The organism is Pseudomonas sp. CLCA07, from assembly GCF_053615335.1.
Genome location: NZ_CM132131.1, coordinates 5109261 through 5136106 on the forward strand (window position 1 = coordinate 5109261; position 26846 = coordinate 5136106).

The following is a 26846-nucleotide window of genomic DNA, read 5'->3' on the forward strand; positions in this document are numbered from 1 at the left end:
GCGCTTTTGAGTCCATCGCTGGCAAGCCAGCTCCTACAGGAACCGCGTTGACTACAAGATTTTCTACCTTATTGCGTAAAGGACTCGTCCAATGGCCGTATTGCCAGAACTTGAAGCATTTCTCGAACTCGCCGAGTTCGGCCGGATGACCGGCAAAAGTCGCGCGATGCATGAACAGTCTCCGCAACAGGCTCGGATTGATTTTGACGCGTCCTCTGGGTTTCTCGATGTACCGCTGGGTAGCGTTTCCTGCGAGAACTTTACGATTGCTGCGCGCGACGGTCATAGCCTGTCGGCGCGGCTGTATCGCGACGGGCAAGCGGTCGAGGGATTGCAGCCGGTGGTGTTGTATTTCCATGGCGGCGGTTATGTGGTCGGCAGCCTCGATTCCCATGATGCGCTGTGCCGGCGACTGGCGGCGCAGGGTGGTTTCGTGCTGTTGACGGTGGATTATCGTTTAGCGCCAGAGTGGCGGTTCCCGACACCGGTGCAGGATGCCTGCGATGCCGCCAACTGGCTTGCAGGTGAAGGCGCTACGCGGGGGCTGGACGCGACTCGGGTGGCGTTGGTGGGTGACAGCGTGGGCGCGACGTTGGCCACGGTATTGTCAATCATGGCGGTGCGTGAGCCTGAGGAACTGGCGTTGAAACCCAAGGCGCAAGTGCTGCTGTACCCGGTGACGGATGCGACGACGAAACGCGCCTCGCATCGGGATTTCGCCGGGGGGTATTTGCTGGAAACGCCAACGCTGGACTGGTTCTACGCCCATTATGGGCGCACTCCCCAGGACCTCGCGGACTGGCGCTGCTCGCCGTTGCTCGCAGCAGACCTGTCGGGTGTGGCACCGGCGTTGGTGTACCTGGCCGGGCATGATCCGTTGCATGACGAAGGGTTGGCGTATGCCGATCGGCTGCGTGCGGCGGGGAATGAGCTGACCTTGCTGGAACAGCCGGGCATGACCCATGACTTTATGCGCATGGCGGGGTTGTTGGGGGAGGTTGCCGGGATTCACACGGAAGTGGCGGGGTGGGTGCGTTTGCGGATTTGAGCCTAATCGAAAAAACCGCCATTTCTGGTTCAGGGGTGGCGGTTTTTTTGTATGTGGTCTGGGGGCTTGCTGGTGTGGCCATTATCGCCTTCGCGAGCAGGCTCGCTCCCACAGGGGGTTTGTGAACGCCGAAAATCCAATGTGGGAGCGAGCCTGCTCGCGAAGGCGGACTCAAATTCAACAAAAATTTTTCAGCCAAAAAAAATGCCCGCATCTCACGACACGGGCATTTTTCATTTCAGCTCACACCTCAGAAATCATACTTCGCCATGATCTGCACATTACGCGGCTCGCCGTAGAAGGTGGTGCCGAAGTTGCCCAGGCCGGACATGTACTTCTTGTCGAAGACGTTGTTGGCATTGGCGGTGAAGCTCAGGTGCTCGTCGTACTGAAAGCGCGTCATCAGGTCCACGAGGGTGTAGCCGCCTTGCTTGAGCAGGGTGTTGCCACCTTCGCCGTTACCCACGTTCGGGTTGAAGCTCTGGCCGTAAAACGCGCTCTGCCAGCTGACGCCACCACCGATGGTCAACTGGTCCAACGCACCGGGCAGGCGGTAGGTGGTAAACGTACGCACCACGTGTTCCGGTTTGGTGGAGGCCAACGGGAAACCGAAGATACGTTGTTCATTCTTGTCGCGGGTACGGGCGTAGGTGTAGCCGGCAGACACGTTCCAGTCCTGCGCCAGTGCGCCTGCCAGTTCCAGCTCCACACCTTTGGTGGTGGCGCCGGAGATGGCTTCATAGATGTCTCGACCGGTGTTTACGTCGGTGGTGACGTACTGGGCAACGTTGTCCTGGTCAATCTGGAACAGGGCAAAGCTGGCGTTCAGTTTGCCTTCGAAATAAGCCGCTTTGATGCCGGTTTCGTAGCCGTCACCTTCAACCGGGTCGAGGGTGGAGCCGGTGGCGTCCTGGTAGATCTGTGGCTGGTAGATCTTGGTGTAGCTGGCATAGACCGAGTACGTATCGTCCAGGTCATAGACCACCCCGGCGTACGGCGTGACGACACCATGTTCCTTATAGCTGGCGTGGGTGTCGGTCAGGTTTGCACCCGGATAGTAGGTGTAGTCTTCGTTGTACTTGAAGGTGCTCAGGCGGCCGCCGAGGATGAACGACAAGTCGTCGGTCGGACGCAGGCGCGTGGCCATGTAAATTCCGTTCTGGCTCTGGGTACGTTCGTATTTGCCGTTTTTCGGGAATTCCTGTTTTGGCAGCTCACCGTTCCAGTCAAAGATGCTGCCCGGCACCAGTTCGAAAGCGCTGGAGTCGTAGGTCGCACCCGTCTGACGCGAGTGGGCAGCCATGAAGCCGGCCACCAGTTCATGCTCGCGCCCGCCCAGGGAAAACGGCCCGGAGAGGTTTACGTCCCCGGAGTTCTGTACGCGATGACCTTCCCAGCGACCCCAGTACAGGAAATTGCCCTCGCCGGTAACGGGGTCAGCGGAGCCACCGCTGGCCGAGGCCAGTTGGGTATCGTGATCGGTGGTTTTCTGGTCGAAGCTGGCCTTGAATTTCCAGTCATTGGCCAGTGCTTGTTCCAGCGACGCGAAATAGGTGACGCTGTCGAAATCACGACGGCTCCAGTCGGCACCCGGGTTGAAACTGCGCGAGAAGTCGGTACGGCTGCCATCGGTGAAGTACGGTGCGTTACCGGTCCAGGAGCTGCCGCGCGGGGTGACGCTGGACTTGTCGACGCCGAACGTCAGCAAGGTGTCGTCCGTCAGATCGGCTTCGAGGATGCCGTAGTAGATATCTTTTTTCTGGCTGTAATGGTCCATGTACGAATCTTTGTCCTGGTAGGCGCCGACAAAGCGCCCCCGCACATTTCCAGAGTCGGTCAGTGAACCAGAGATGTCGCCTTCGGTGCGGTAGTTGTCCCAGTAGCCGGCAGTGGCGGCGACCGAGGCCTTGAAGTCCTTGGTCGGCTTCTTGCGGATCAGGTTGACCGTGGCGGACGGGTCGCCAGCGCCGGTCATCAGGCCGGTAGCGCCCTTGATGACTTCGATGTGGTCGAGGCTGGCCGCGTCGTCGCCGTTGTTCGGGTTTTCACCGTAAACACCGTCGTAGGGAATGTTGACGCCGTCGTACTGAAAGTTGGTGATGGCAAAACCACGGGCGGAAAACTCGGTGCGGTCACTGTCGTACTTTTGCGTTGTGATGCCGGGGGTGTTGCGCAACGCATCGGCAACGCTTTGTACACCGCGGTCGTCCATCATTTGACGCGTGACCACGGTTACCGTTTGCGGCGTTTCGCGAATGGTCAGCGGCAGCCCGATCGCGGTGGTGGTGGCGCCGGTGGTGTAGGAGCCGGTGTCTTCTGTGGTCATGCCCAAGGCCTGTCCGGAAATGGTGGTCGCGCCCAGTTGCAGGCCCGAACCGCCGCCAGACACCAGGGTCACGGTGTTGCCATTGATCTGGAACGAAATGCCAGTGCCTTGCAACAGCGCCTTCAGGGCGTCGGACGGTTCCAGTGAACCGGATACCGCGCGCGACTTGATGCCCGCCACCTGATCCGGGCTGTAAAGGATTTGCAAGTTGGTCTGCATGCCCAGTTCGGTCAGCGCGTTGGAAAGCGGCTGGACGGCAACATTCACTTTCACAGGTGCAGCATTGGCCATCGAGCTCCCCAGCAAGGTGGCAGTCAGCAGTACGCTAGTGAGCAGATGCAAAGTCGTACGCTGTACGGCCAGCGCGAGAGGTGTGCGGCGTGGATGAGGTCGCATTACTTACCTGAGCTCCTGAAAAATGTTGTGCAGAGTTGTTGTTAATAAGAATGATTATTAAGACGGGGCGTGAACGCAAAACCGGAAAGAAACCTGGGAAATAAATTTAAAAAGGTTGAATTGGAGGGAAGTGCCAGTCAGCAATGCCGCGATGCGGTCTGTAGCAGCAGGCTTCGCCAGCTGCTACACAGAATGCGTTTGTCTAGAGAGTTTTTTCAGGCTGGGGCCAGTTCGGTGACCACCCGACCGCTTTCCATGCGCACCAGTTGGTCGGCGACATCGAAATAACGGTCATCGTGGGAAATCACGATGATGGTCTTGCCCAGACGTTTGAGATCCGGCAGCAGCTCGGTGTAGAAGATCCGGCGGAAGGTCGGGTCCTGGTCGGCCGCCCACTCATCGAACACCAACACCGGACGCTCCTCCAGCCAGGCGTTGACCAGCGCCAGGCGCTTGCGCTGGCCGGTGGACAGGTCGGTGGTGGTGAAGCTGCCGTCCTTGACGCTGACCTTGTGCGCGATCTCCAGCCGTTGCAGGTATTCGTTCGCGTCTTCGGGGATGTGCGTGTCGCCCTGGACCACGTCATCGAACAGGTAGTAGTCGGCGAATATCGTGGTGAACAACTGGCGATAGTCATCGCGATTGTGTGCGTCGATGGTCTCGCCATTGACGCGGATTTCGCCCTGCTGCGGCGTGTACAAACCCAGCAGCAACTTGATCAGCGTGGTCTTGCCGCAACCGTTCTCGCCGACGATAAAGGTGATGTCGCCTTGCTTGATCGTCAGGTTCACCGGCCCGAGCTGGAACGGCGCCGCGCCTTCGGCTGCGGGAAAAGCGAAACGCACCTCGGTCAGTTTCAGTTCGTGTACCGCGTGTTTGACCGGGCCATGATCGCTCAGCAGCAGATGCGGTTCGGGGGTGGAAAACTGCTCGGACAATTCGGCGATACGGCGGAAGGCAATTTGTGCGCGGCTGACAATCGGCAGCGTGCTGATCAAGTGTTCCAGCGGGCCTTTCATGTACAGCAGCACCAGTACGAAGCCGCTCATCACAGTTTTATCGGCGCTCGGCCAGAAGGTTTGCAAGGCCAGCGCCAGGCCGATGACCACGAAGAACAGCATTGAGCCAAAGGTCTTGGCAATCACGAAGGTGTTGATCGAGCGCACCTGGGTGTTGCAGATGAATTCGGCGGTGGCCTTGATGCCCGAGACAAACATGCGCTGGCGACGCGGGCGATGGATGCGCAGTTCCTTGGCCCCTTCGGCAATCGCGTTGTAGTGCTTTTGCAGTTCGTCTTCGGCGTCTCGGGCGGCCATGAAACCCTGCACGCCTTTGCTCTGGGCGTAGGCCTGAATCGCCGTGCCGATCAGGATCGCCGCCACCATGATCAGGAACATTGGCCACGACAGAATGGCCAGATAACCCATACAACCCAAGGTCACGGTCACGGAAATCGCCAGTGGGGCGAAGGCGAAGGCGAAGTCGCTGATGGTATCAACGTCGTGGGTCAGCACCGGAATCAGCCGGTGGCTGCGGTAGCGTTCGATCTGTTCGATGGGCGCCGACAGGACTTTTTCGCCCAGCTGTTTACGCAGCTTGGCGATGATGTGCTGGCCGACATAGTTGGTGCCGATGTCGGAGCAGATCGAACTCAGCAGCGCCAGCAGGCACAGGCTGGCGAACAGCGCGACGACGCCTTGGGTCAGGCCGGTGTCCGAATGCAGGGCGTTGTTGATGGTTGCCAGCAAGACCGTGACGCTCAGGCCGCCGACCATGCCCAGGAAAATGGAAGCGGCGACGATCAGCCGAAAGGGTTTCAACAGGGCGAACAATTCGCCGAGGGCGCCACGGGTTGGCTGGGGCATGGGAGACAGTTCCTTGGGTCGTAAGGCAGATACCCAGTAGAACGTCTGGTGCAAGGCTTAATTTAGCCGGGTACCGACTGCCGACGACCACACACACACAACCCTGTAGGAGCCGAGCTTGCTCGCGATGGCTACCTTCCAGTCGATAGAGATGTTGACTGTGAGTCCGCTATCGCGAGCAAGCTCGGCTCCTACAGGGGGACGTGTTATGGGTTAAAGGTCACGCACAACGCGCAAGCCTATCCAGTCGCCGCGCTCTTGCTGGTACTGGCTGTTGCGGTTGCCAGAGCGCGAAAACACCGGCGCTTCACCCCAATCGTTACCGCGAATGCGCACGGCTTCGCAGTTGGGTTCCAACCACGCGCTGCCATCGGTGGGGGCACCGATGTAGTTCGGGTGTTCGCAGTCTTCGACCCATTCGTAAACGTTGCCGTGCATGTCGTACATACCGAACGCATTGGGCGGGTAGCTGCCCACCGGCGAGCTGTAGCTGTAACCGTCCGCCGGGCCGTAGGTGTTGGCGTGCCTGGCGATGCTGTAGGCCTTGCCTTCATCGAACGGGAAGGGGAACGGTCCTTTGGTGCCGCCCCGCGCTGCGTATTCCCGCTGGGCTTCGCTGACCATGCGGTACGTCTGCCCGGTCTTTTTCGACAGCCAGGCGACGTAGTTTTTGACGTCATCGAAGTTCATGCACACCGCGGGCTGGCGCGGGGTTTGCGGATAACGCGGTTTGCTGGCGATGCATTCGCGGCCCGGCCGGGTATCGCCGTTGGCAATGATCACGCCGCTCTCGCGCACGTAGCTGTCCCACTCGCCAGCGGTGACCTGGAAGCGGCTCATGGCGAACGGCTTGGCGAAGGTCACGTCGTGCATCGGACCTTCGTCGGGCTCGCGGCCGACTTCATCGTCCGGCGTGCCCATGGTGAAAGTGCCGGCGGGCAGCACCACCATTTCCGGGCAGTCGCGGCAGTCCTTGAATACTTTGCCGGGTTGCGGCGCGGTGGCAGCCAAGGCGGTGGTCGGTAGTAGGCCGGCGAGGAGGGCGGTCAGGGCGAGAGCCTTGAGCGGGCGGGGTAACAGATCACTGTTCATGAGTTATCTCGAAATAAAAAAAATGGGTGTCACGCCAGGTTCAATGTGGGCTTGCTCGCGAAGGCGGTGTGTCAGTCAGCAACAATGTCGACTGATAAATTGCCTTCGCGAGCAAGCCCGCTCCTACAGGGATCAGCGTTATGGCGTCATGCGGTTTTGTTCAGCACGGCCATGAAGCGGTCGATATGGTCTTCAGTGTTGAGCAGGCCAGGCGCAATGCGGATCACCGGGCCGACATCGCGCTCCACCGCGTCGCAGACCACGCGGTTTTCCATCAATTGGGCAGCGACTTTTTCGCAGTCGCGGTCCTTGATCCGGAAGAAGGTGAAGCCGGCGGACAGGTCCGGGCTCTTTGGCGTGACCAGTTCGATCTGCGGATGCTCCAACAGGCGGCTTTTCGCATAGGTGTTGATCCCGTGAATACGCGCCTGCACCTCAGCCTTGCCCAGCTCCAAATGCAGCTTGAACGCCTCGTCCAGAGCCCAACGGTGTTCGAAACTGTGATAGCCGCCGGGGGTCATGATGGTCGAAAAAGTGGTGGCTTCGGAGAAGGTCGGAATGGTCGGCGTGACGTCCTTGAGTTCGGCGGAGCGGGCGCAAATGATCCCGGTGCCGCGCGGGCCGAACATCCATTTGTGGGTGCCGGCGATGAAGAAATCGCAGTGCATGTCGGGGAAGTCGAGGTCCTCGACGCCGAAGCCATGCACGCCGTCAACCACATACAGAATGCGGTCCTTTTCTTCGCGATTGCGGTTCTGTTCTTCCACCAGTTTGCCAATCTCGCCAATCGGCAGTTTCACGCCGCTGCCGGATTGCACCCAGGTCATGCCGAGCACGCGGGTTTGCGGGCGGATGCCTTTGCTGATCGAACCGAGCACTTCATCAACGGAAATGTCGCGGCTGTTCTCGAACAGCTTGAGCTTGCGCACCTTGACCCCGTCCTTTTGCTGACGGTAATCCAGCGCATAGTGGCTGGCGTAGTGTTCATGCTCGGTGGTGAGGACTTCCTGATCCGGACGCACATGAATGCCGCCGTAGATCAGCGACAGACCCTCGGTGGTGCTGCCGGTGAGGGCGATTTGTTCAGGCTTGGCCTTGAGGTAACGCCCGGCCCAGACGCGCACGTCCTGCTCACGTTTTTCCGTTTCGCCCACGTCCCAGTCCATCGCCCGGCCGGGGTTGCGGTCGAGGTTGGCGCGGTGCCGTTCGATGGCCTCGCGCACCGGTCGTGGGTGCGAAGTCACCAGAAAGTTGGCGAAGTGCAAATAGTCCGGATCCTGATCGAACAGTTGGCGCAATTGCGCCCACTTGTCCTTGGACAGCGGCTGCGCAGTGGCAGCCCGTGCCGGCAACATCACAGCACTGCTCAGGGGCAGGCCGGCCGCGAGAATCCCGGCCTGCTTGAGGAATGAACGACGGTTGGTCATCAGCAAGGTTCGCTTTTGCAAAGGGGATTCAGTTTTTCGCCACAGGCCGGGAAGACTTCTGCACCTGGTCCCAGACCCGCAGGAAATTGCCGCCCCACAGCTTGGCGATATCGGCCTCGCTGTAGCCGCGACTGATCAGTTCGGCCGTGACGTTGCGGGCTTCGCTGACATCCTTCCAGCCCTCAAGGCCGCCGCCATCGTTGAAGTCGGAGCTGATGCCCACGTGATCGATGCCTATTTTCTTCACCGCGTAATCAATCGCGTCGCCGTAGTCCTTGAGCGTGGCTTTCGGTTCTTCATCGACAATCGCGTAGAGCTGGCTGGCGTACTCGCCGAAGCGTTGCTCGGACCAGACGGTGATCACCGGGTCGCCGGGCATCAGCGCCATTTCCAGGCCTTGCAGCGGTTGCAGGTCGAAGCGGGCGCGCAGGGCGTTGAGTTTGTCCTGGGTGGTTTGGCTCAAGGGGCGGATGTAGGTCGGGAAGCCGACAATTTGCACCACGCCGCCGCTGTTTTTGATCAGCTGCATTTCCTGGTCGCTGAGGTTTCGCGGGATGTCCACCAGCGCGCGAGGCGCTGAGTGCGAGGCGACCATCGGCGTGCGGCTCAGTTGCGCGACTTGTTCCAGGGCCTTGGTCGACATCTGCGAGACATCGATGATCACGCCGAGGTCATTCAGGCGATGCACCGCTTGTTTACCGATGTCCGACAGGCCACCGAGGGCGTCCCGCGAATCATTGAAGAACGGCAGCGGCCGCGATGAGTCAGCCCAGGCGTTGTTGCCCACGTAGCTGAAGCCGAACATGCGCATGCCGCGAGCGGCCCATGTGTCCAGCGCATTCAGGTCGTTGCCCAGCGGGTAGGCGTTGAGCATGCTGATGAACACCGCGAACTTGCCTTCGCCGTGCAACCGGCGGAAATCGTCCGGGGTGTAGGCGATGGCGACTTGATTGGGGAAATCGCGGACCATGGCGCTGATGATTTTGTAGCGGGTTTCCTGCTCGAACCGGGCTTCGTCGACAAAGCCTGCGGTTGGGCGGTGCGGGGCGTTGGCGCCGTTCCAGATTTCCGGCCAGCCGAAGATCGTCAGGGCAGCGCCGGAGAGGCGTCCGCGTCCGGTTTTGACCAGGTCGAACTGCCCGCTGCCGTCCTTGTCGGCTTCGTTGCCGGCGGTGCCGAAGTCCAGCGGCACGGTGACGTGGCTGTCGAAGGAGAGGATGCGTGTTTGCAGCTCATCGGCCTGTTGCATCACCTTGATCGGGTAGCCGGGGTTGTCTTTGAACCAGTGATCCCAGACGGCATAGCCGGCACCGGCGCTGATTGCCAGGGCCAAGGGCAGGCCGAGGTAAAGCGCCTTTTTTGAACGTGGTTTTGTCATGTTCATCTCAGTCAGGTTCATTGCCCCGGTGTGGGCGTTGGGGGGCTTTGCTATCTGGGAGGAACGAGTTATGCCGTTGGAAATTTAGGGGGGCTGATGGCCTCTTCGCTGGCAAGCCAGCTCCTACAGGGGATCTGCGGTGTACACACAATCTCTGTAGGAGCTGGCTTGCCAGCGAAGCTTCTAAATTTTTAAGGGGGGCGAACGTTCTAGCTTGGATAAAGCCTGCTCCATGGCTGACACAGGTAGGGCAATGACGATTTCTCGACGAGGGTTCATGGCAGGCCTGGCGCTGACCGGCGTTGCGGTGCCGGCGGCTTTTTATGGGCATCGTGAATGGACGAAAGCGGATCCGACGATTACCCCCGGCGAAGCTTCTTTTGATGTGGCGGATGTCGCCGGCCAGCGGCTGGCGGACACGCTGCGGGGCGTTTGGCAGATTCGTTTTGAAGGCCGTGACGCCGGGATTGAAGGTTTGCCTCGTGATGGTCTGGAAGTGTTTCTTGACGTCGGCCACAAAGGGCGTGGCCTGATCGGGTTCCTCGACACGGCCGAGCGTTTGCGTTCGGACGAAGCACCGCGTTACCGGGTGCTAGGTGATCTGGCCGATGCCAAGGCGGCGCAATTGAGCTGGCGGTTGGTCAAAGCCAATGCGGCGCAGGGCACCCCCGATTACGAATTCAGCATGGCGCTGGACGAAGTCTGGGCCGGTTTCGGTAACGCTGGCAGCGGCACGCTCAGTGGTCGCGTATTGAACCTTGATCGTCCGCTGATGATGACCACGCAGGACAATCGCTTTATCGCCGTCAAACGGGTATTCCCCGAAGCCCGCGAGCGCATCGGGCTCAATGCATCGCTGCTGGCCTGGCTGATTTCGCCCGAGCATCGGCTGTTTCACCAGCTCTGGCATGCTTCTCGGGACAAATGGCACACCTTGTCCGAAGACAAACGCAATGCCTTGCGTGGCCTCGGCTGGCAGCCCGGCCCGCGCGACAAGGAGCGCGATGCCCGTGGTGCGCGCAAGGATCGAAATGGCTCGGGCGTGGACTTTTTTTTCATGCATCGGTACATGCTCGGCACGGCGCGGTCGATGCAGGACTTGCCGTCATGGCCACACTTCCCGTTGCCGCAACCGGAACTGGCCCGTGATCGCATCGGCTTCGCCCAATACTGCGACAACCACGACGGCACCGCGCTGCCGCCGACCTGGGTGGCCGACGACGATGCCGAATACTCACAATGGGTCAGCGACATCAAGACCGCCGAGACGTATCACAGTAATTTTCAGGTCTGGGAGTCGCGCTACCGCGACCCGCGTTATCTGTCGAAGCTGACCCTGGGCCAGTTCGGTTCAGAGGTTGAGTTGGGTCTGCACGACTGGTTGCACATGCGCTGGGCCTCGGTGCCACGGGATCCATCCAACGGCCAGCCGGTGCCATTCGCCAGGGATCCGGCGGACTTTTCCGCACGCTGGTTTGCACCGGAAAACGACTTCCTCGGCGATCCGTTTTCGTCCCATGTGAACCCGGTATTCTGGTATTTCCATGGCTGGATCGATGATCGACTGGAAGACTGGTTTCGCGCGCATGAACGCTTTCATCCGGGGGAGGTGAGTCGGCTGGAGGTTAACGGCGTGCCATGGTTTTCCCCGGGGCGTTGGGTGGAAGTCGCTGACCCGTGGTTGGGGCCGAGCACCCATGGTTGCAGCACCACGCCGGGGTTGCAGGCGGGCAAGTCGGTTGAGATGGACCCCGAAACCATGAAGCTGGCGCTGCGGATAACATTTGGCGAGGATGAGAAGAAGCTGGCGGATATGTTCCGCAAAGTGCCGCAGCGGCCTTGGTATGCGCGGCATTTGAAGGCTAAGCCGATTACCAGTTAAACCGAGTTATCGTTCATCGTCGGAACGCCGCCCGGGGCAAGCCCGGCTCCCACAGGTTTTATGTGTGCCGCATGTTTTGGACATGACGCATAACCTGTGGGAGCCGAGCTTGCCCGCGATGGCGGACTCATTGGCGACACAAATCACAAAACCTGCCACCCCCCACCCAACGCCTTGTACAGCGCAATACTCGCCTGCAACCGCGACAACCGCAGCTGCACATTCAGATCCTGCGCCGCATACAAGGTGCGTTGCGTCTCCAGCACCGTCAGCAAATCCTCGGCCCCGGCCTGGTAGCGGCTCTGAGCGATATCGAATGCGGTCTGCGCCTGCTTCAGTTCCTCACCTTGCCACTGCCGCTGTTCATCCAGACCACGAATGCTGTTCAGCGCTTTTTCCACGTCGGCAAAACCGTTGATGATCGCGCCGCGATAGGTTTCCAGCAGCTCTTCCTGGCGGGCTGTGGCCTTGTCACGCTGAGCGCCGAGACGACCATTATTGAAGATCGGTGCGACCAGGCCTGCGGTCAGGTTGTAAAACGGGTTGCGCAACATATCGGCGGCGCGGTCAGCCCCCGAGCCGATTTCAGCGCTCAAGGTCACGGTCGGCAACATCGCGGCGCGGGCCACGGTGACATTCGCCTGTGCTGCGGCCAGTTGTGCTTCGGCACGGGCAATGTCCGGGCGGCGCCGGATCAGTTCACTGGGCACGCCAGCGTCGATGGTCGGCCATGACAGTTGATCGAAATGTTCCAGGCTCAACGGCAATTGCTGCACCGGCCGGCCGAGCAGGGCCGCCAGGCTGATCGAAGCGTCCTGAGCCTGTTGCTGCACCAGCGGCAATTGCCGTTGTTGCGCCGCGACCAGGCTTTTTTGCTGCGCCAGTTCCAGCGCGGTCGCCGAGCCTGAATCAAACCGCGTCTGCACCAGTTTCAAAACACTCTGCGCGTTCGCCAGGTTCAGTTCGGCGATGCGGCTCTGTTCGCGCAGCGACAGGGTTTGTGCATAGCCGCTGGCAACGCTGCTGAGCAGCGTCAATTCCACCGTTGCCTGATCGAACTGGCTGGCCTGCAACGCAAACTGTGCGCTGTCGCGGGAGGCGCGCTGGCCGCCCCAGAAATCGATTTCGTAGCTGGCGCTGAGGTTGGCGTTGAAGTAATCCGCGGCGCTATTATCGCTGTCGGCATCGAGTTGGCTATAGCCATTGCCACGCAGCAGTTTCTGGCGGTTGGCATTCAACCCCGCTGTGACCTGCGGCAGCTGCGAACCGCCGGCCACCACCGTTTCCGCCTGTGCCTGACGCACACGGGCGATGGCGGCGGCCAGATCGAAACTGCCGACGCGTGCCTGTTCGATCAGTTGGTCCAGCTGCGGGCTACCGAACTGCGTCCACCATTGCTGGTTGCTGCGGGTGGTGCCTTCATTGTGCGGTGATTGCCAGTCGGCGGGCGGCTGGAGGTCGCTGTCCGGGCGCTGGGCGGGGCTGGCGCAAGCACCGAGCAACAGGCAGAGAGTCAACAGACTGAGTGACGGCTTCATGGAAAGATCATTCACTGGTAAGGGCCGTGACCGGGTCGAGTCGGGCAGCTTTGCGGGCCGGCATGAAGCCGAAGACAACACCGGTGACCAGGGCGCAGCCGAAGGCGCCGAGCACCGCTATCAAGGAGAACGCAACAGCGACTTCGCTGAGAATCAACACACCGCCAACGATCAGCGCCAAGGCGATCCCGGCCAGCCCGCCGACCACCGAGAGCATCACCGCTTCGGTGAGAAACTGACGCAGGATGTCGCGCTGCCGGGCGCCGGTGGCCATGCGAATACCGATCTCGCGGGTGCGCTCGCGCACGGTCATCAGCATGATGTTCATCACACCGATCCCACCCACCAGCAAGGAAATCGCGGCAATCGAGCCGAGCATCAGCGACAGGGTGTTTTGCGTGCGTGCTTCGGCCTGGATCATCGCGGCGTTGTTGGTCAGCTCGAAATCCTTCTTGCCGTTGTGCAGCCGCAGCATCAACTGCTCGATGGCCATCTCAGTCTCTTTGACCTTGCGCGCATCGGCGGCGGCGATGGCCACGTATTCGGGATTGTGCGTACCAAACAGCCGGACGCTGGCGGCGGAGTAGGGGATGGCGATACGGTCGTCGCTGTCGGAATCGCCAGAGCTGGCACCTTTTTCCGCGAGGACGCCGACCACCTGAAACGGCACGTTTTCGATCAGGATGTATTGGCCGATCGGGTTGGCCACGTCCTTGAGTAACCTGGTTCGCACCTTGTGGCCGATCACCGCGACCGCCGCGGCGTTTCGCTCATCGGCCTCGGTGAAGTAGTTGCCTTCGACCACCGGCCAATTGAAGATCGCCGGAAAATTGGTGTCGTTGCCACCGACGTAACTCAAGTGGTCGAGGTTACCGAAGCGCACCCCGGCTTCCTGGCCATTGACCGGCATGATCCGCATCACTTGCGGCAGGCTGGCCACCGCCGCGACGTCATCGAGGGTGACGATGCCCGGCGCGGTACGCGGGTTCGGGGCCGAGCCGCTGAGGTAAATGATGTTCGAGCCGAAGGCGCCCATTTGCGCCATGACCTGGCGTTTGCTGCCTTCGCCTACCGCCAGCATGACCACCACCGACGCCACACCGATGATAATCCCGAGCAGCGTCAGCGCCGTGCGGAAGCGGTTGATCCACATTACCCGCCAGGCGGCTTGCACTGCGTCGATCAGTTCACCTTTCCACGCGCCAGTGGCCTCGGCACCTTCGCTCAGACGCTTGCGCAGGTCCACGGCTTGCAACGCGCCGGGTTTGGCTGAGGTCTGGGCTTCAGGGTTGTCGCGGGCGCTGTCGCTGATGATCAGGCCGTCGCGAATTTCGATGATGCGTTTGGCCCGGGCCGCGACTTCACGGTCGTGGGTGATCAGGATCACCACATGACCCTGGCTTGCCAGTTCATCGAGCAGCGTCATGACCTCGGCACCGCTGTGGCTGTCGAGGGCGCCGGTGGGTTCGTCGGCGAGGATGATGTGGCCGCCGTTCATCAAGGCGCGGGCAATGGATACCCGCTGTTGTTGCCCGCCGGAGAGCTGGTGCGGACGGTTGCCGGTGCGCGAGGCCAGGCCGAGGCGGTCGAGCAGGGCGGCGGCGCGGGCATGGCGTTCGGCGGCGGGGGTGCCAGCGTAGATGGCCGGCATCTCGACGTTTTCCTGAGCCGAGCCGGACGGAATCAGGTGATACCCCTGAAACACAAAACCAAAGGCTTCGCGGCGCAGCCAGGCCAGTTCGTCGCTGTCGAGCCCGGATACGTTTTCCCCGGCAAAGCGGTATTCGCCCGAAGTGGGGCGGTCGAGGCAGCCGAGGATGTTCATCAGCGTCGACTTGCCGGACCCGGAGGCGCCGACAATCGCCACGAACTCCCCCGCATGGATCGACAGGTCGATGCCGCGCAGTACATGAACGTGCGGTGAATCGCCGCCACCGTAGGCTTTACGGATGTCTTGCAGGTCGATCAGGGGCGTCTGCATTCAACCGCCGCTCCCGTCGGCAGAGCCGATCAGCAGGTGATCGCCCTCCTGTAATCCATCGAGGATCTGCACCCGCAGGCGATCACTGATTCCGGTGCGAACTTCGCGCTGCTCGACGCTGCCGTTTTTGGCCACGACTTGCGCAGTCTGGTTGCCTGGTTCTGCGCCACCTTGCAACGCCGCAATGGGCGCGGTGAGGACGTTTTTTGCCTGGTCGGAAACGAAAAACACCTGCGTCGTCATTTCTGCCATCAGTGCATTGTCGGCGTTATCGACATCGAGCAACACGGTGTACAGCACTACGCGCGCGCTGCCGCTTTTGCTCGAACTGGCCGGGCTGCCGCCACCCTGACTGGTCTGATCCAGTGGCTTGGGCGGTACAGGCAGAATCTGCCGCACGGTGCTGCTCCAACGACGACTGCCACCGCTTAAGGTGGTGAACCAGGCATTCATGCCGGGTTTGACGTGGCCGATGTCAGCTTCCGAAACTTCGGCCCAAACGGTCATGGGCGATAGTTTGGCGATGCGCAAAATCAATGGTGTCTGCTGCTGTGCGTTGAGGGTCTGGCCTTCGCGGGCGTCGAGGGCGACCACGGTGCCAGACATCGGTGCGTAGATGCGGGTGTAGCCCAGTTCGGCCTGATCGCTGCGCAGGCTGGCTTCGGCCTGACGGATCTGTGCCTGGAACATGTCGATGCGGGCCTGGGTGGCACGCAGTTCGGCCTGAGCGGTTTGCACGTCTTCTTCACGGGTGGCACCGCCTGCCTTGAGGTTCTGCTGGCGCTGGTATTTCTGCCGGGCGAGCTCGTGCAGAGCCCGTTGCTCCTGAAGCTGCGCCTTGAGGTTTTCGATGGAGAAACGCCCTGCGTCGAGTTTGGCCTGTTGTGTGGACGGGTCGATTTCCACTAGCAGCTGTCCTTCTTTGACTACGTCGCCGACCTCCACGTGAATTTGCTGGATCTGCCCGGACGCTTGAGCACCGACATCGACATAACGTCGAGGTTGCAGCGTACCCAACGCGGTGACGCTGCTTTCAATATCGCCACGGCTGACGGCCACGGTGGCGAATTTATCGCGGCCGGGCGGGAGGACCTGCCAGGCGGCGACGGCGATAACGGGGATCAGACAAAGTGCTACAAGCAGGGCGCGTCGGGTGTGTCGGGGACGTTTCATGCAGGGTTCCGGCCAATGGGTATCGGCCCGTCGTTCAACCTGTGCGCAGACAACGGCGACAGCCGAACACTGTCGGGGAGTCAACAGAGACGGGGAGCTGTCCTGTAAACGAGGAATGGGGCGGGGAATTTAGGTGTGGACACATAGGGTTACACCTGTAGCTCAAGACTATTTATCGGGCAAGACAAAGCAACACTTTAAATCTACATGAGAATTACTATAAATTACGCACCTCGAACTGCCACTATCGTGCCACTGCCTATTTCGGCGGTCGACGAGGGGGCTCAAGGACAAAAACCGCACCCGTGCGGCCGGGAGTCATGTTGGAAAACTACTATCGCGAGCTGGTGTGTTTCCTGAACGCCAAGCTAGGCAACCGCCAGGTGGCCGAAGATGTGGTGCATGACGCGTATGTGCGGGTCCTGGAGCGTTCCAGCGACACGCCCATCGAACAGCCCCGGGCGTTTCTGTATCGCACCGCACTCAATCTGGTGATCGACGATCATCGGCGCAATGCCTTGCGTCAGGTCGAGTCGCTGGAAGTGCTCGACACCGAAGAACGCTACTTCACGCCATCCCCGCACAACTGCCTCGATCACGGCCAGCGCCTGCAAATGCTCCAGCGTGCCTTGGCGCAATTGCCACCGCTGTGTCGCGACAGTTTTCTGTTGCGCAAGATCGAGGGGCTGTCCCACCCGGAGATCGCCGAACGCTTGGGCATTTCGCGAGCCCTGGTGGAAAAGCATATCGTCAATGCGATGAAGCATTGCCGGGTACGGATGCGCCAGTGGGACGCCCATTGATCCTTTCCCGTTAAATTTTATTTCACTGTCCTCGTTCCTACTCAACAGACGACCTGCTGACCTGCCCAAGGCCGGCCGGGTCACTTAGGCTTACTCCCCGCTGCACGGGGGTTCATCCAGAGGACACTGGAAATGACACAGGCAATTGCATCGCCCATCGTTCACGACCTGATCGGCGTCGGTTTCGGCCCTTCGAACCTGGCGCTGGCCATCGCTCTGCAAGAGCGCGGGCCGAGCCAGGGCGAGCTGGATGTTCTGTTTCTCGACAAGCAGGCGGACTACCGCTGGCACGGCAACACCCTGGTGACCCAGAGCGAATTGCAGATCTCGTTCCTCAAGGACCTGGTGACGCTACGCAATCCGACCAGCCCGTACTCCTTCGTCAACTACCTCAAGCATCACGGTCGTCTGGTGGATTTCATCAACCTCGGCACCTTCTATCCATGCCGCATGGAATACAACGACTACCTGCGCTGGGTCGCCGCGCAATTTGAAACGCAGAGCCGTTACGGCGAAGAAGTGCTGACCATCGAGCCGGTGCTGCACAGCCAGCAAGTCGAAGCGTTGCGGGTGATTTCGCGCGACGCCGACGGTCAGCAACACGTGCGGACCACCCGTTCAGTGGTGGTCAGTGCTGGCGGTACACCACGCATTCCGCAGGCGTTCAAGTTGCTCAAGGATGACAGCCGCGTGTTCCACCACTCCCAGTACCTGGCGCAAATGGCCAGGCAACCGTGCGTGAACAATCAGCCGATGAGCATCGCCATCATCGGCGGCGGGCAGAGCGCAGCGGAAGCCTTCATCGACTTGAACGACAGCTTCCCGTCGGTGCAAGTCGACATGATCCTGCGCGGTTCGGCGCTGAAACCGGCGGATGACAGTCCGTTCGTCAACGAAGTATTCTCGCCGGAGTTCACCGACCTGGTGTTCCAGCAAGCCCACAGCGAGCGCGAACGCCTGGTCAACGAGTACCACAACACCAACTATTCGGTGGTGGACATCGACCTGATCGAACGCATCTACGGCATCTTCTATCGCCAGAAAGTCTCGGGCATCGCACGCCATGCGTTCCACACCTTGACCACCATCGAAAAAGCCACGGCCACTGAATACGGTATCGAACTGGTGGTGCGCAACAACGCCACCGGTGAAGTCACGGTTCGTCATTACGACGCCGTGGTGTTGGCCACCGGTTATGAGCGGCAGATGCACCGTAAGTTGCTGGCACCAATGGAGCAGTACCTGGGTGATTACGAGGTGGATCGAAACTACAAGCTGATCACTGATGAGCGCTGCAAGGCCGGCATCTACATGCAGGGCTTCTGCCAGGCGAGCCATGGGTTGAGCGACACGCTGTTGTCGATCCTGCCGATACGGGCGGATGAGATTGCCGGTTCGTTGTATGAGCATGGCAAGAACCGTGGGCACAGCCGGTCGGTGGTGGATCTGTTGTTGGCGACTGCCAGCTAAATTTTCGGCGCCTGCTCGGCCGCCTTCGTCGGAACGCCGCCCGGAGCCGGCTCACTCCTACAATGGAACTGTGTAAGCAGGCCAATGTAGGAGTGAGCCTGCTCGCGATGAGGCCCTTGAAAGCACCGGAAATTTTGAAAGCTGAACCCTTCCTGAAGAACCCCGCGATTCCCTCACCCCACGCCGTGCCTTCGTTTACTCTCCAGAAATCGGGGCATAAGCTTCGCGCGTTTTCATCAATAGCGGAGACCCACAGTGGGTACTTGTTCGAGTGACAGTAGTCGGCCGGTTTCAGTAACCGGCACCGTCTCGGCAAGATAACGCGCAGCTTTTTTTTGCCGTTGTCTCGCCGTACAGCGAGCAGCGGCTTCCCGGTCGAGCCAGTCGTGGCGCGATTCCCGACGCCCTCTCATCGACACACTATCGTGTGATGGCGACTGCCTTGTCGTCACCGCCGCGACTCGACACGCCTGCTCGAAGGTTTCCCGGCTGACCCTGGGGGGCAACGCCTTGAACCTGACCCTGCTCAAAGAGTTCTTCGCCGGATTCCTGCGCACCCGCCATATCGTCCGGCACTTCCGTCGTCTGGCGTTGCTGGAAACCTTCACCGACACCACGGTCAGCCGTGAAGTGCCACCGACGCTGGCGCAAACGCTGGTGAGTGCCGCCAACAGCGACACCGGCCAATTGCTGGAAACACTCGGCTCTCACACCGCTGGCCTGAGCGACCTCGAAGCCGTCGCACTGCGTGAGCGTTTCGGGCTCAACGAGGTCGAGCATGAGCAGCCGCTGCCTTGGTGGACTCACCTGTGGCACTGCTACAAAAACCCGTTCAACCTGTTGCTGACGCTGCTCGCAGTCATCTCCTGGCTGACCGAGGACATGAAAGCCGCCATCGTGATTTTCTCCATGGTGGTGCTCTCGACGTTGCTGCGGTTCTGGCAGGAAACCAAATCCAACCAGGCCGCCGACGCGTTGCAGGCGATGGTGAGTAACACCGCGACGGTCCTGCGCCGCGACGCACTGCGCACCGAGTTGCCGATCAAACTATTGGTGCCGGGCGACCTGATCGTGTTGTCGGCCGGTGACATGATTCCCGCCGATTGCCGGGTGCTCAGCGCCAAAGACCTGTTCGTCAGTCAGGCGGCGATGACCGGCGAATCGATGCCGGTGGAAAAATTTCCGCGCCAGCAAGACAACGACACGAGCAACCCGCTGGACCTCGACAACATCCTGTTCATGGGCACCAACGTGGTCTCCGGCACGGCGATGGCGGTGATTCTTACCACCGGCAACGACACTTATTTCGGTGCCCTGGCGCAACGGGTCGGGGCCACTGATCGTGCGCCGACGTCGTTCCAGACCGGGGTCAACAAAGTCAGCTGGCTGTTGATTCGCTTCATGTTCGTGATGGCGCCGCTGGTGCTGTTCATCAACGGTTTCACCAAAGGCGACTGGACCCAGGCGCTGCTGTTCGCGTTGTCGATTGCCGTGGGCCTGACCCCGGAAATGCTGCCCATGATCGTCACCTCGACCCTGGCCAAAGGCGCGGTGTTTCTGTCGCGTAAAAAAGTCATCGTCAAACGCCTGGATGCGATCCAGAACTTCGGTGCCATGGACGTGCTGTGCACCGACAAGACCGGCACGCTGACTCAGGACAAAATCTTCCTCGCCCGCAATGTCGACGTTTGGGGCAACGACTCCGACGACGTGCTGGAAATGGCCTACCTCAACAGCTACTACCAGACCGGCCTGAAAAATCTGCTGGATGTGGCCGTGCTGGAACACGTGGAAATCCTCCGTGAACTCAAGGTCGGCACAGCGTTTCGCAAGATCGACGAGATCCCGTTCGACTTCACCCGCCGGCGCATGTCGGTGGTAGTCGCCGAGCGCGAGCATGCTCATCTGTTGATCTGTAAAGGTGCGGTGGAGGAAGTGCTGGCGGTGTGCACGCGGGTGCGTCACGGCGTCGTTGATGAGGCGCTGAGCGATGAACTGCTGGCGCGGATTCGCCAGGTGACCGCGACGTTCAACGCCGAAGGGCTGCGGGTCGTCGCGGTGGCTGCGCGGCCAATGATCGAAGGCCGCGACACGTATAGCCTGGTCGATGAACAGGAACTGACACTGATCGGTTACGTGGCGTTCCTCGATCCACCCAAGGAAAGTACCGCGCCGGCCCTCAAAGCGCTGGCGGCTCATGGCGTAGCGGTGAAAGTGCTGACCGGCGACAACGAACTGGTGACCGCTAAAATCTGCCACGAAGTCGGCCTGGAGCAGCAGGGCCTGCTGATGGGCAACGACATCGAACGCATGAGCGACGCCCAACTGGCCGTGGCGGTAGAGACCACCAACGTCTTCGCCAAACTCACGCCGTCGCACAAGGAGCGCATCGTGCGCTTGCTCAAGGGCAACGGCCACGTGGTCGGGTTCATGGGCGACGGCATCAACGACGCTCCAGCCCTGCGCACCGCCGACATCGGTATTTCGGTGGACAGCGCCGTCGACATCGCCAAGGAAGCGGCGGACATTATCTTGCTGGAAAAAAGCCTGATGGTGCTGGAGGAGGGCGTGCTGGAAGGGCGCCGCACCTTCGCCAACATGCTCAAGTACATCAAGATGACCGCCAGCTCGAACTTCGGCAATGTATTCTCGGTGCTGGTGGCCAGCGCGTTCATCCCGTTCCTGCCGATGCTGCCGATGCACCTGCTGGTACAAAACCTGCTCTATGACATTTCGCAGATCGTCATTCCGTTCGATAACGTCGATGAAGAAATGCTCAAGCAACCACAGCGTTGGCAACCGGCGGAAGTCGGGCGCTTCATGCTGTTCTTCGGGCCGATCAGCTCGATCTTCGACATCACCACGTTTGCCCTGATGTGGTACGTGTTCAACGCCAACACCCCGGATCACCAGACCTTGTTCCAGTCCGGCTGGTTCGTGGTCGGGCTGCTGACCCAGACCCTGATCGTGCACATGATCCGCACCCCGAAAATCCCGTTCCTGCAAAGCCGCGCGGCGATGCCGTTGATGGTGATGACCGGGATCATCATGGCCGTGGGCATTTTTCTGCCAATGGGACCGTTGGCGCACTACTTCAAGCTGCAGGCGCTGCCATCGTTGTACTTCGTGTTTCTGCCAGTGATTTTGCTGGCATACATGGCGCTGACGCAGGCGGTGAAGGGGTTCTACATCCGCCGGTTTGGCTGGCAGTAGATCGTCCGGTAGCAATTCCCTCTCTGTGGTGAGGGAACTTGCAACAAAAAACGCCGCGTCAAGTCATCCCGAAGTGGCGTTCTTGTAAGACCTTGAAATCAATTCGTTCACTTTCAGACGTTTCCTACAGGGGCTCAGGATGTTTTGATGCGCGTGACGTTTACTTGAGCCAACAGCTCTTACCTTTGTCGCGACCGTTGGATCCCATGTCCTATAAATGCTGGCGAATCCTGATCGCCGAAGAACAGTACATTCATTGCAGAAACATCGAGAAATCCCTAGCCGAACTAGGCTATCGCGCCTTCACGCTGACGACCTCGCTCCCGGAACTGTTGGCGTTGACTCACTACTCCTCGGAGCCCCCCGAACACTTTGATCTGATGATCATCAACGGTGAGCTATTGGCGACATCGGGTATCGATCCGGTGAGGTTTTTTCAGAGCAACTCTCAGATTCGTCACGGCGTGATTCACGATTCGCGACGCGGTCTGCCGAAGGCAGAGACAATTTACGCCAACCACCGACGCCAGCTGAGCTTGATCCGCACACTGGATCGACAGACCCTTGGCATGCTGCTGGAGCCGCTCGATTTTTAGGAAAATTCCGCCAAAACTTGCGACGTTTCCTAACGAGGCAGGCGCCCGATTGGGGATTTTTTGCACTGGCTGAAACCGCGCGACGAATCACAGATCCGGCCATGAGCCTTCGTTGAAATCAGAAAGGGAAACCGAATTTTCAGGAAAAGTCCTACATAAACCGGTATCAGGCTTCCGTAGTCTTGCGCCCCACCTTGATACCCGGCGGACCTCACTTTGACGAACAAAGCCTTACGAATCCTGATTGCCGACGAGCAACACTTTCACCGGATGAAGGTCGAGCGCCTGTTCAACCATTTGGGCTACTACCGGGTGGCACCGGTTCAAAACCTTGAAGAACTGTTGACCCTGGTCGAGTACGGTTGCGAACCGTTTGACCTGGTGGTCATCAATGCCTCTCTAGCCGCTGGATCACTGGACCTGCGCGGGTTCTTCCTCGACAACCGCCAGGTTCGTCATACCCTGATTTTCAACGACCAGCCTGCGCAATCGGCGTCGATGCCTTTGCGCGTAAAACAGACGATTCATGTGAGTCCTGTGGCGCTTCCTGATCTGATGTGCATCCAGCGCCTGATGTCGAGCGTCGACCCGTACGCGACATCTCCTGACGGTGCGATACCCGCAAATGGTGAGTTGAACCGAGGCGACCGCTCGTCGGAACTGTTATTTTTGACAGGTGGTTTTCATCTCCTGGCCATGTAAGAGTTTTCGCGCAGATGCTGCGTGCATTCCGGACATATACGGCGGGCATTCGTGGCCTCATCGTCGATTTTTTGCACAGGGAGTTGCCATGAAGTCAGTGCTGATTGTGGAAGATCATCCGGTGGTTTGCACCGCAGTCAAACTGGTACTTGAGCGGGAAGGTTTCAAACTGATTTATGAAGCCTGCTGCGTCGGTGAGGCGTTGGTGATACTCCGTGAGCACAACGTTGGTCTGGTGATTCTGGATCTTGTGATGCCCGGCGGTAACGGGCTGGATGTACTGGAGCGAATAAAATCCAGCAACTTGACGTGTGTGGTGCTGGTATTCACGTCCCTTGATCCGCTGTTTTTTCAAGAACGTTGCATGCGCGCCGGGGCCCTGGCGTATGTCGCCAAGACCAACGACCTCAGTCAATTGCACAAGGCCATTCACGCGTTGATGGCCGGGTACACCTATTTCGCGCAGCTGCCCAGCGCATCAATGGACGCGCTGCAGCAAAGCGAAAAACAAATGATCGATAAACTCTCCAACCGCGAACTGACCATCCTCCAGTACCTGGCCCGGGGAACCACAAACAAGGCCATCGCCGAGGCGATGCACCTGAGCCACAAGACAGTCAGTACCTACAAGACCCGTTTGATCGAAAAGCTCGGCGTGAAGGCGGCCGTTCACCTGCGCGATTTCGCCATACGCAATCACTTGATCTAAGGGGCCTGAACGTGCGTATTCTGTTGTGCGCCTTGATGCTATGCCTGGTGCCGCCGACGCTGGCCGCCCAGGATGACGAGCCGAAGTCCTTGAAGCTGCTGGGGCGTTCGACGGTGGCGGGTTACGAGGTCCGGTTGGATAAAAAGGACCGGCAATGGCTGCGCAACAAGCGTGTCCTGCGCCTTGGGGTGAGCGGGCCGGACTACCCACCTTTCGAAGTCACGCGCAATCATGATGAGCTGGAAGGCATCACCGCCGACTACGCCCAATTGATTGCACAAATGTTGGACATCCCGATTGAAGTTCGGCGTTATGGTACGCGGGAAGCGGCCATGGAGGCTCTGAAATTCGATGCGCTTGATCTACTCGGGACCTCGAACAATTTCGAAGCGGCCGACCCCGAGTTGATCTTGTCCAGTTCCTATGCAGAAGATCAGCCGATGCTGGTTACCCGACTGGACGAGCGCATGCCCGAGGATCTGGCGGGTAAACGCATCGCCATGGTCGATGACTATCTGCCTGCGCGAACGGTCGAAACGTTTTATCCCGCGGCGAGTCTGCAACGTTATCCATCCGCGCTCGATGCACTTGGCGCGGTGGCGTACGGGCAAGATGACGTGTACTTGGGGGACCTCATCAGTGCCAACTACCTGATCAACAATAATTACCTCAATGACGTTCAGTTGTTGGGGCCTTCCGGGCTCGACGCCAACCCGTTCGGCTTTGCCATGGCCAGGGACAACCTGCCTCTTAAGGACATCATCGACAAGACGTTGGCGGCGATCCCTTTGGATCAACGGGCGGCTATTGATCAGCGCTGGAGCGCCGGCAGGGTCAACAGGTTAAGTCAGGCGCGAGTCAATTTGAGCGCCAGTGAACAGCATTGGCTGGACCGTCACCCACAGGTGAATGTCGGGGTGGTCGAGAACTTTGCGCCGCTGTCATTCTTCAATGCCGAGGGGCAATTCAGCGGGCTGACCGCGCAATTGCTGACGCTGATCAGCCAGCGCAGCGGTTTGAACTTCAACGTGCTACGGGGCCGGTCCCTTGACCAACAGATTCAGCGACTCAAGGCTGGCGAGATCGACGTCATACCCGCCATCATCCCGGCCACCGAAGGTGTCTCGGATCTGCACTTTACCAGCCCCTATGTGACCAATCCGTACACGCTGGTCAGTGCAAACACGCCCGATAGCCCTAAGACGCTGAATGACTTGGCCGGTAAACGGCTGGCGATTTATCACAACCACCCGGTGCGCGCATTCATTCAGTCGAGGGTGCCAGGCGTGCGCTTGGTGGATGTTGAAAACCCGGCGCAAGGTCTGGAATTGGTCATGAACGGACAGGCCGACGCGGCAGTCAGTTCGTTGTTCATGACCCGTTACCTGATTGCCCGCTATTACCAGGGACGTTTACGGATCAGCAGCACCGTGGGCGACGAACCGGCGCGCATCGCCATGGCAATGGACCGCGGTGCTCCGGAATTGCAATCGATCTTGAACAAGGCGTTGCTGAGCATCTCGCCCGAAGAAATGGACGGTCTGGTCGCCCGCTGGGGCAATGATGTGGTGGTGGATGACAGCTATTGGCTTCGTCACCGCCCAGCCATTTTGCAGGCGTTTGCCGCCGCCGCCGCGTTGCTCTTGCTGGCTTTGGGCTGGATCACCTGGCAGCGCCGACAGATCCGCCAACGTCAACGGTGGTTGCAACAATTGCAGGACGCCAAGGACGCCGCCGACGACGCCAATCGCGCGAAAACCACGTTTCTGGCGACCATGAGCCACGAAATCCGTACGCCGATGAATGCCCTGATCGGCATGCTCGAAATGGCCGGGATGCGGGCGAAGGAGGGCGTCGCCGATCGTTCCGCCCTGGAGGTAGCGTCCACTGCCGCGCAGCAGTTACTGGCATTGATCGGCGATATCCTGGACATTGCCCGCATCGAATCCGGCCATTTGTCCCTGGCGCCCGAGCGTGTCAATTTGCATGCGCTGGTGGCATCGGTGTGCCGGGTGTTCGAAGGCCTGGCTCGGGAGAAAGACCTGGCATGGCGAGTTGACCTGGACGAGCGCAGTGATCGTGACGTGTTGATCGACCCCACGCGTTTCAAGCAGGTGCTGTCCAATCTGTTGAGCAATGCGATCAAGTTTACCCATGCCGGTGAGGTGAGCCTGACACTGCGGGTTGTGCCGGGGATTTCAGGTCATCTGGCGGTGAACGTACATATCGAAGACACCGGCATTGGCATCAGCGCAATTGATCAGCAGCGCTTGTTCAGCCCGTTCGTCCAGGCCGGCAACAGCCAACAGTCGGGCCGCAAGGGTTCCGGTCTGGGGTTGGTGATCAGTCGCACCCTGTGCGAAATGATGGGGGGGCGGCTAGTGTTCGACAGCGTCCTTGGGCGGGGCACTCAGGCCGACATCAATCTGTCGCTGGTGGCGTTGAAAGCCTTGCCCCCCTGTGATGCGGTGGACAGTGAATTAGCGCTATCCACCCGACCGCTGGTGATTTTGGTGGTCGATGACTATCTGGCTAATCGCATGTTGCTGAACCGTCAGCTGAGCTATCTGGGGCACCGCGTCATTGAGGCCGAGGATGGCGAGCAAGGGCTCGAACAATGGCGCGCGCATGAGTTCGATGTCGTCATCAGTGACTGCAATATGCCCGGGCTCAGCGGTTATGAATTAGCGAGCGCAATTCGAGATGAAGAGCGCGCCCATGGATTGCCGCCCACCCTGATTCTGGGGTTTACCGCCAATGCGCAGCCTGAAGAAAAGATTCGATGCGTGGAAGCGGGCATGGACGACTGCTTGTTCAAACCCATCCTGCTGGCGGATTTGAGCGCCTGGCTGGCATCACGATTTTCAAGTGAGACGCCGATCCCGGTCGACGTGCAGGCCACCAGCGAGATGGACTTGACCGGCCTGGAGCTTTACGTCGGTGAAGACCGCGCGCTGATCAATCAATTGCTGCGCGAATTGGCCGAGACCAACCGTGATGACCGCAATTATCTGCTGCAAGCCCATGCCGGTGACAATCGCCCGCGCCTCCAGGAGCTGGCGCACCGCATCAAGGGCAGTGCGCGCATGGTCCGCGCAGAACGTTTGATCGAGTGTTGCGAGGATCTGGAACGAGCCTGCGCCGAAGGCCGCGCGGCGCTGATCGACGAGGCCGTCGATCAGTTGCAGCACGCGATGAAAAGTCTCGGGCAGCACCTCAAGCGTGACTAGCCAGGTGCGATGCCTTT

General features: G+C 59.9%; 17 protein-coding genes. 9 read left to right on the forward strand and 8 right to left on the reverse strand.

Annotation, left to right across the window (positions count from 1 at the left end; translation table 11 throughout):
- The first annotated feature begins 91 nt into the window (after positions 1 to 91).
- Entirely contained in the window at positions 92 to 1048 is a 957-nt protein-coding gene (locus tag ACWGZX_RS23415) for an alpha/beta hydrolase (protein ID WP_452625616.1), read from the forward strand.
- A gap of 250 nt (positions 1049 to 1298) precedes the next feature.
- On the opposite strand, the gene ACWGZX_RS23420 is transcribed toward ACWGZX_RS23415, so the two are convergent.
- The 5 genes from ACWGZX_RS23420 to pvdM form a co-directional block, all read right to left on the reverse strand.
- Positions 1299 to 3770, reverse strand: coding sequence for a TonB-dependent siderophore receptor (locus tag ACWGZX_RS23420; RefSeq protein WP_452625617.1), 2472 nt, complete (start codon positions 3768 to 3770; stop codon positions 1299 to 1301).
- Positions 3771 to 3985: 215 nt separating this feature from the next.
- Positions 3986 to 5635: a cyclic peptide export ABC transporter gene (locus ACWGZX_RS23425; protein WP_452625618.1), complete on the reverse strand. Its 1650-nt coding sequence runs from the start codon at positions 5633 to 5635 to the stop codon at positions 3986 to 3988.
- A 213-nt stretch (positions 5636 to 5848) separates the two neighbouring features.
- Positions 5849 to 6727: a dihydropyoverdine dehydrogenase gene (pvdO, locus tag ACWGZX_RS23430; RefSeq protein ID WP_452625619.1), complete on the reverse strand. Its 879-nt coding sequence runs from the start codon at positions 6725 to 6727 to the stop codon at positions 5849 to 5851.
- Between the two features lie 146 nt (positions 6728 to 6873).
- The gene (gene pvdN, locus ACWGZX_RS23435; RefSeq protein ID WP_452625620.1) at positions 6874 to 8154 is read right to left on the reverse strand and encodes a pyoverdine-tailoring periplasmic protein PvdN; all 1281 of its coding nucleotides are present in this window, start codon (positions 8152 to 8154) and stop codon (positions 6874 to 6876) included.
- A gap of 28 nt (positions 8155 to 8182) precedes the next feature.
- A complete protein-coding gene (gene pvdM / locus ACWGZX_RS23440; RefSeq protein ID WP_452625621.1) occupies positions 8183 to 9532 on the reverse strand; it encodes a pyoverdine-tailoring dipeptidase-like protein PvdM in 1350 nt (449 codons plus the stop codon).
- Positions 9533 to 9785: 253 nt separating this feature from the next.
- Between pvdM and pvdP the strand changes: the two genes are divergently transcribed.
- On the forward strand, positions 9786 to 11414 hold the full coding sequence (gene pvdP / locus ACWGZX_RS23445) for a pyoverdine maturation tyrosinase PvdP (protein ID WP_452625622.1): 1629 nt from the start codon (positions 9786 to 9788) through the stop codon (positions 11412 to 11414).
- A gap of 143 nt (positions 11415 to 11557) precedes the next feature.
- On the opposite strand, the gene ACWGZX_RS23450 is transcribed toward pvdP, so the two are convergent.
- The 3 genes from ACWGZX_RS23450 to ACWGZX_RS23460 are packed head-to-tail and all read right to left on the reverse strand — an operon-like array spanning position 11558 to position 16106.
- Positions 11558 to 12952: an efflux transporter outer membrane subunit gene (locus tag ACWGZX_RS23450; RefSeq protein WP_452625623.1), complete on the reverse strand. Its 1395-nt coding sequence runs from the start codon at positions 12950 to 12952 to the stop codon at positions 11558 to 11560.
- A 7-nt stretch (positions 12953 to 12959) separates the two neighbouring features.
- Positions 12960 to 14933, reverse strand: coding sequence for a MacB family efflux pump subunit (locus ACWGZX_RS23455; protein ID WP_452625624.1), 1974 nt, complete (start codon positions 14931 to 14933; stop codon positions 12960 to 12962).
- Positions 14934 to 16106, reverse strand: a complete 1173-nt coding sequence (locus ACWGZX_RS23460) for an efflux RND transporter periplasmic adaptor subunit (protein ID WP_452625625.1) — start codon at positions 16104 to 16106, stop codon at positions 14934 to 14936.
- A gap of 320 nt (positions 16107 to 16426) precedes the next feature.
- Between ACWGZX_RS23460 and ACWGZX_RS23465 the strand changes: the two genes are divergently transcribed.
- From ACWGZX_RS23465 to ACWGZX_RS23495, 7 genes are all read left to right on the forward strand, one after another.
- Complete coding sequence (locus ACWGZX_RS23465) at positions 16427 to 16909, forward strand: sigma-70 family RNA polymerase sigma factor (RefSeq protein ID WP_317849374.1); 483 nt, start codon at positions 16427 to 16429, stop codon at positions 16907 to 16909.
- Between the two features lie 132 nt (positions 16910 to 17041).
- Positions 17042 to 18379: a lysine N(6)-hydroxylase/L-ornithine N(5)-oxygenase family protein gene (locus ACWGZX_RS23470; protein WP_452625626.1), complete on the forward strand. Its 1338-nt coding sequence runs from the start codon at positions 17042 to 17044 to the stop codon at positions 18377 to 18379.
- A gap of 510 nt (positions 18380 to 18889) precedes the next feature.
- Positions 18890 to 21592, forward strand: coding sequence for a magnesium-translocating P-type ATPase (mgtA, locus tag ACWGZX_RS23475; RefSeq protein ID WP_452625627.1), 2703 nt, complete (start codon positions 18890 to 18892; stop codon positions 21590 to 21592).
- A gap of 206 nt (positions 21593 to 21798) precedes the next feature.
- Positions 21799 to 22188 (forward strand): hypothetical protein, encoded by a 390-nt coding sequence (locus tag ACWGZX_RS23480; protein WP_452625628.1) that lies wholly within the window; start codon positions 21799 to 21801, stop codon positions 22186 to 22188.
- Positions 22189 to 22404: 216 nt separating this feature from the next.
- Positions 22405 to 22890, forward strand: a complete 486-nt coding sequence (locus ACWGZX_RS23485) for a response regulator (RefSeq protein WP_452625629.1) — start codon at positions 22405 to 22407, stop codon at positions 22888 to 22890.
- 88 nt (positions 22891 to 22978) lie between these two features.
- Positions 22979 to 23599, forward strand: coding sequence for a response regulator (locus ACWGZX_RS23490; RefSeq protein ID WP_452625630.1), 621 nt, complete (start codon positions 22979 to 22981; stop codon positions 23597 to 23599).
- A gap of 11 nt (positions 23600 to 23610) precedes the next feature.
- A complete protein-coding gene (locus ACWGZX_RS23495) occupies positions 23611 to 26829 on the forward strand; it encodes a transporter substrate-binding domain-containing protein (RefSeq protein ID WP_452625631.1) in 3219 nt (1072 codons plus the stop codon).
- The last annotated feature ends 17 nt before the right edge of the window (positions 26830 to 26846 follow it).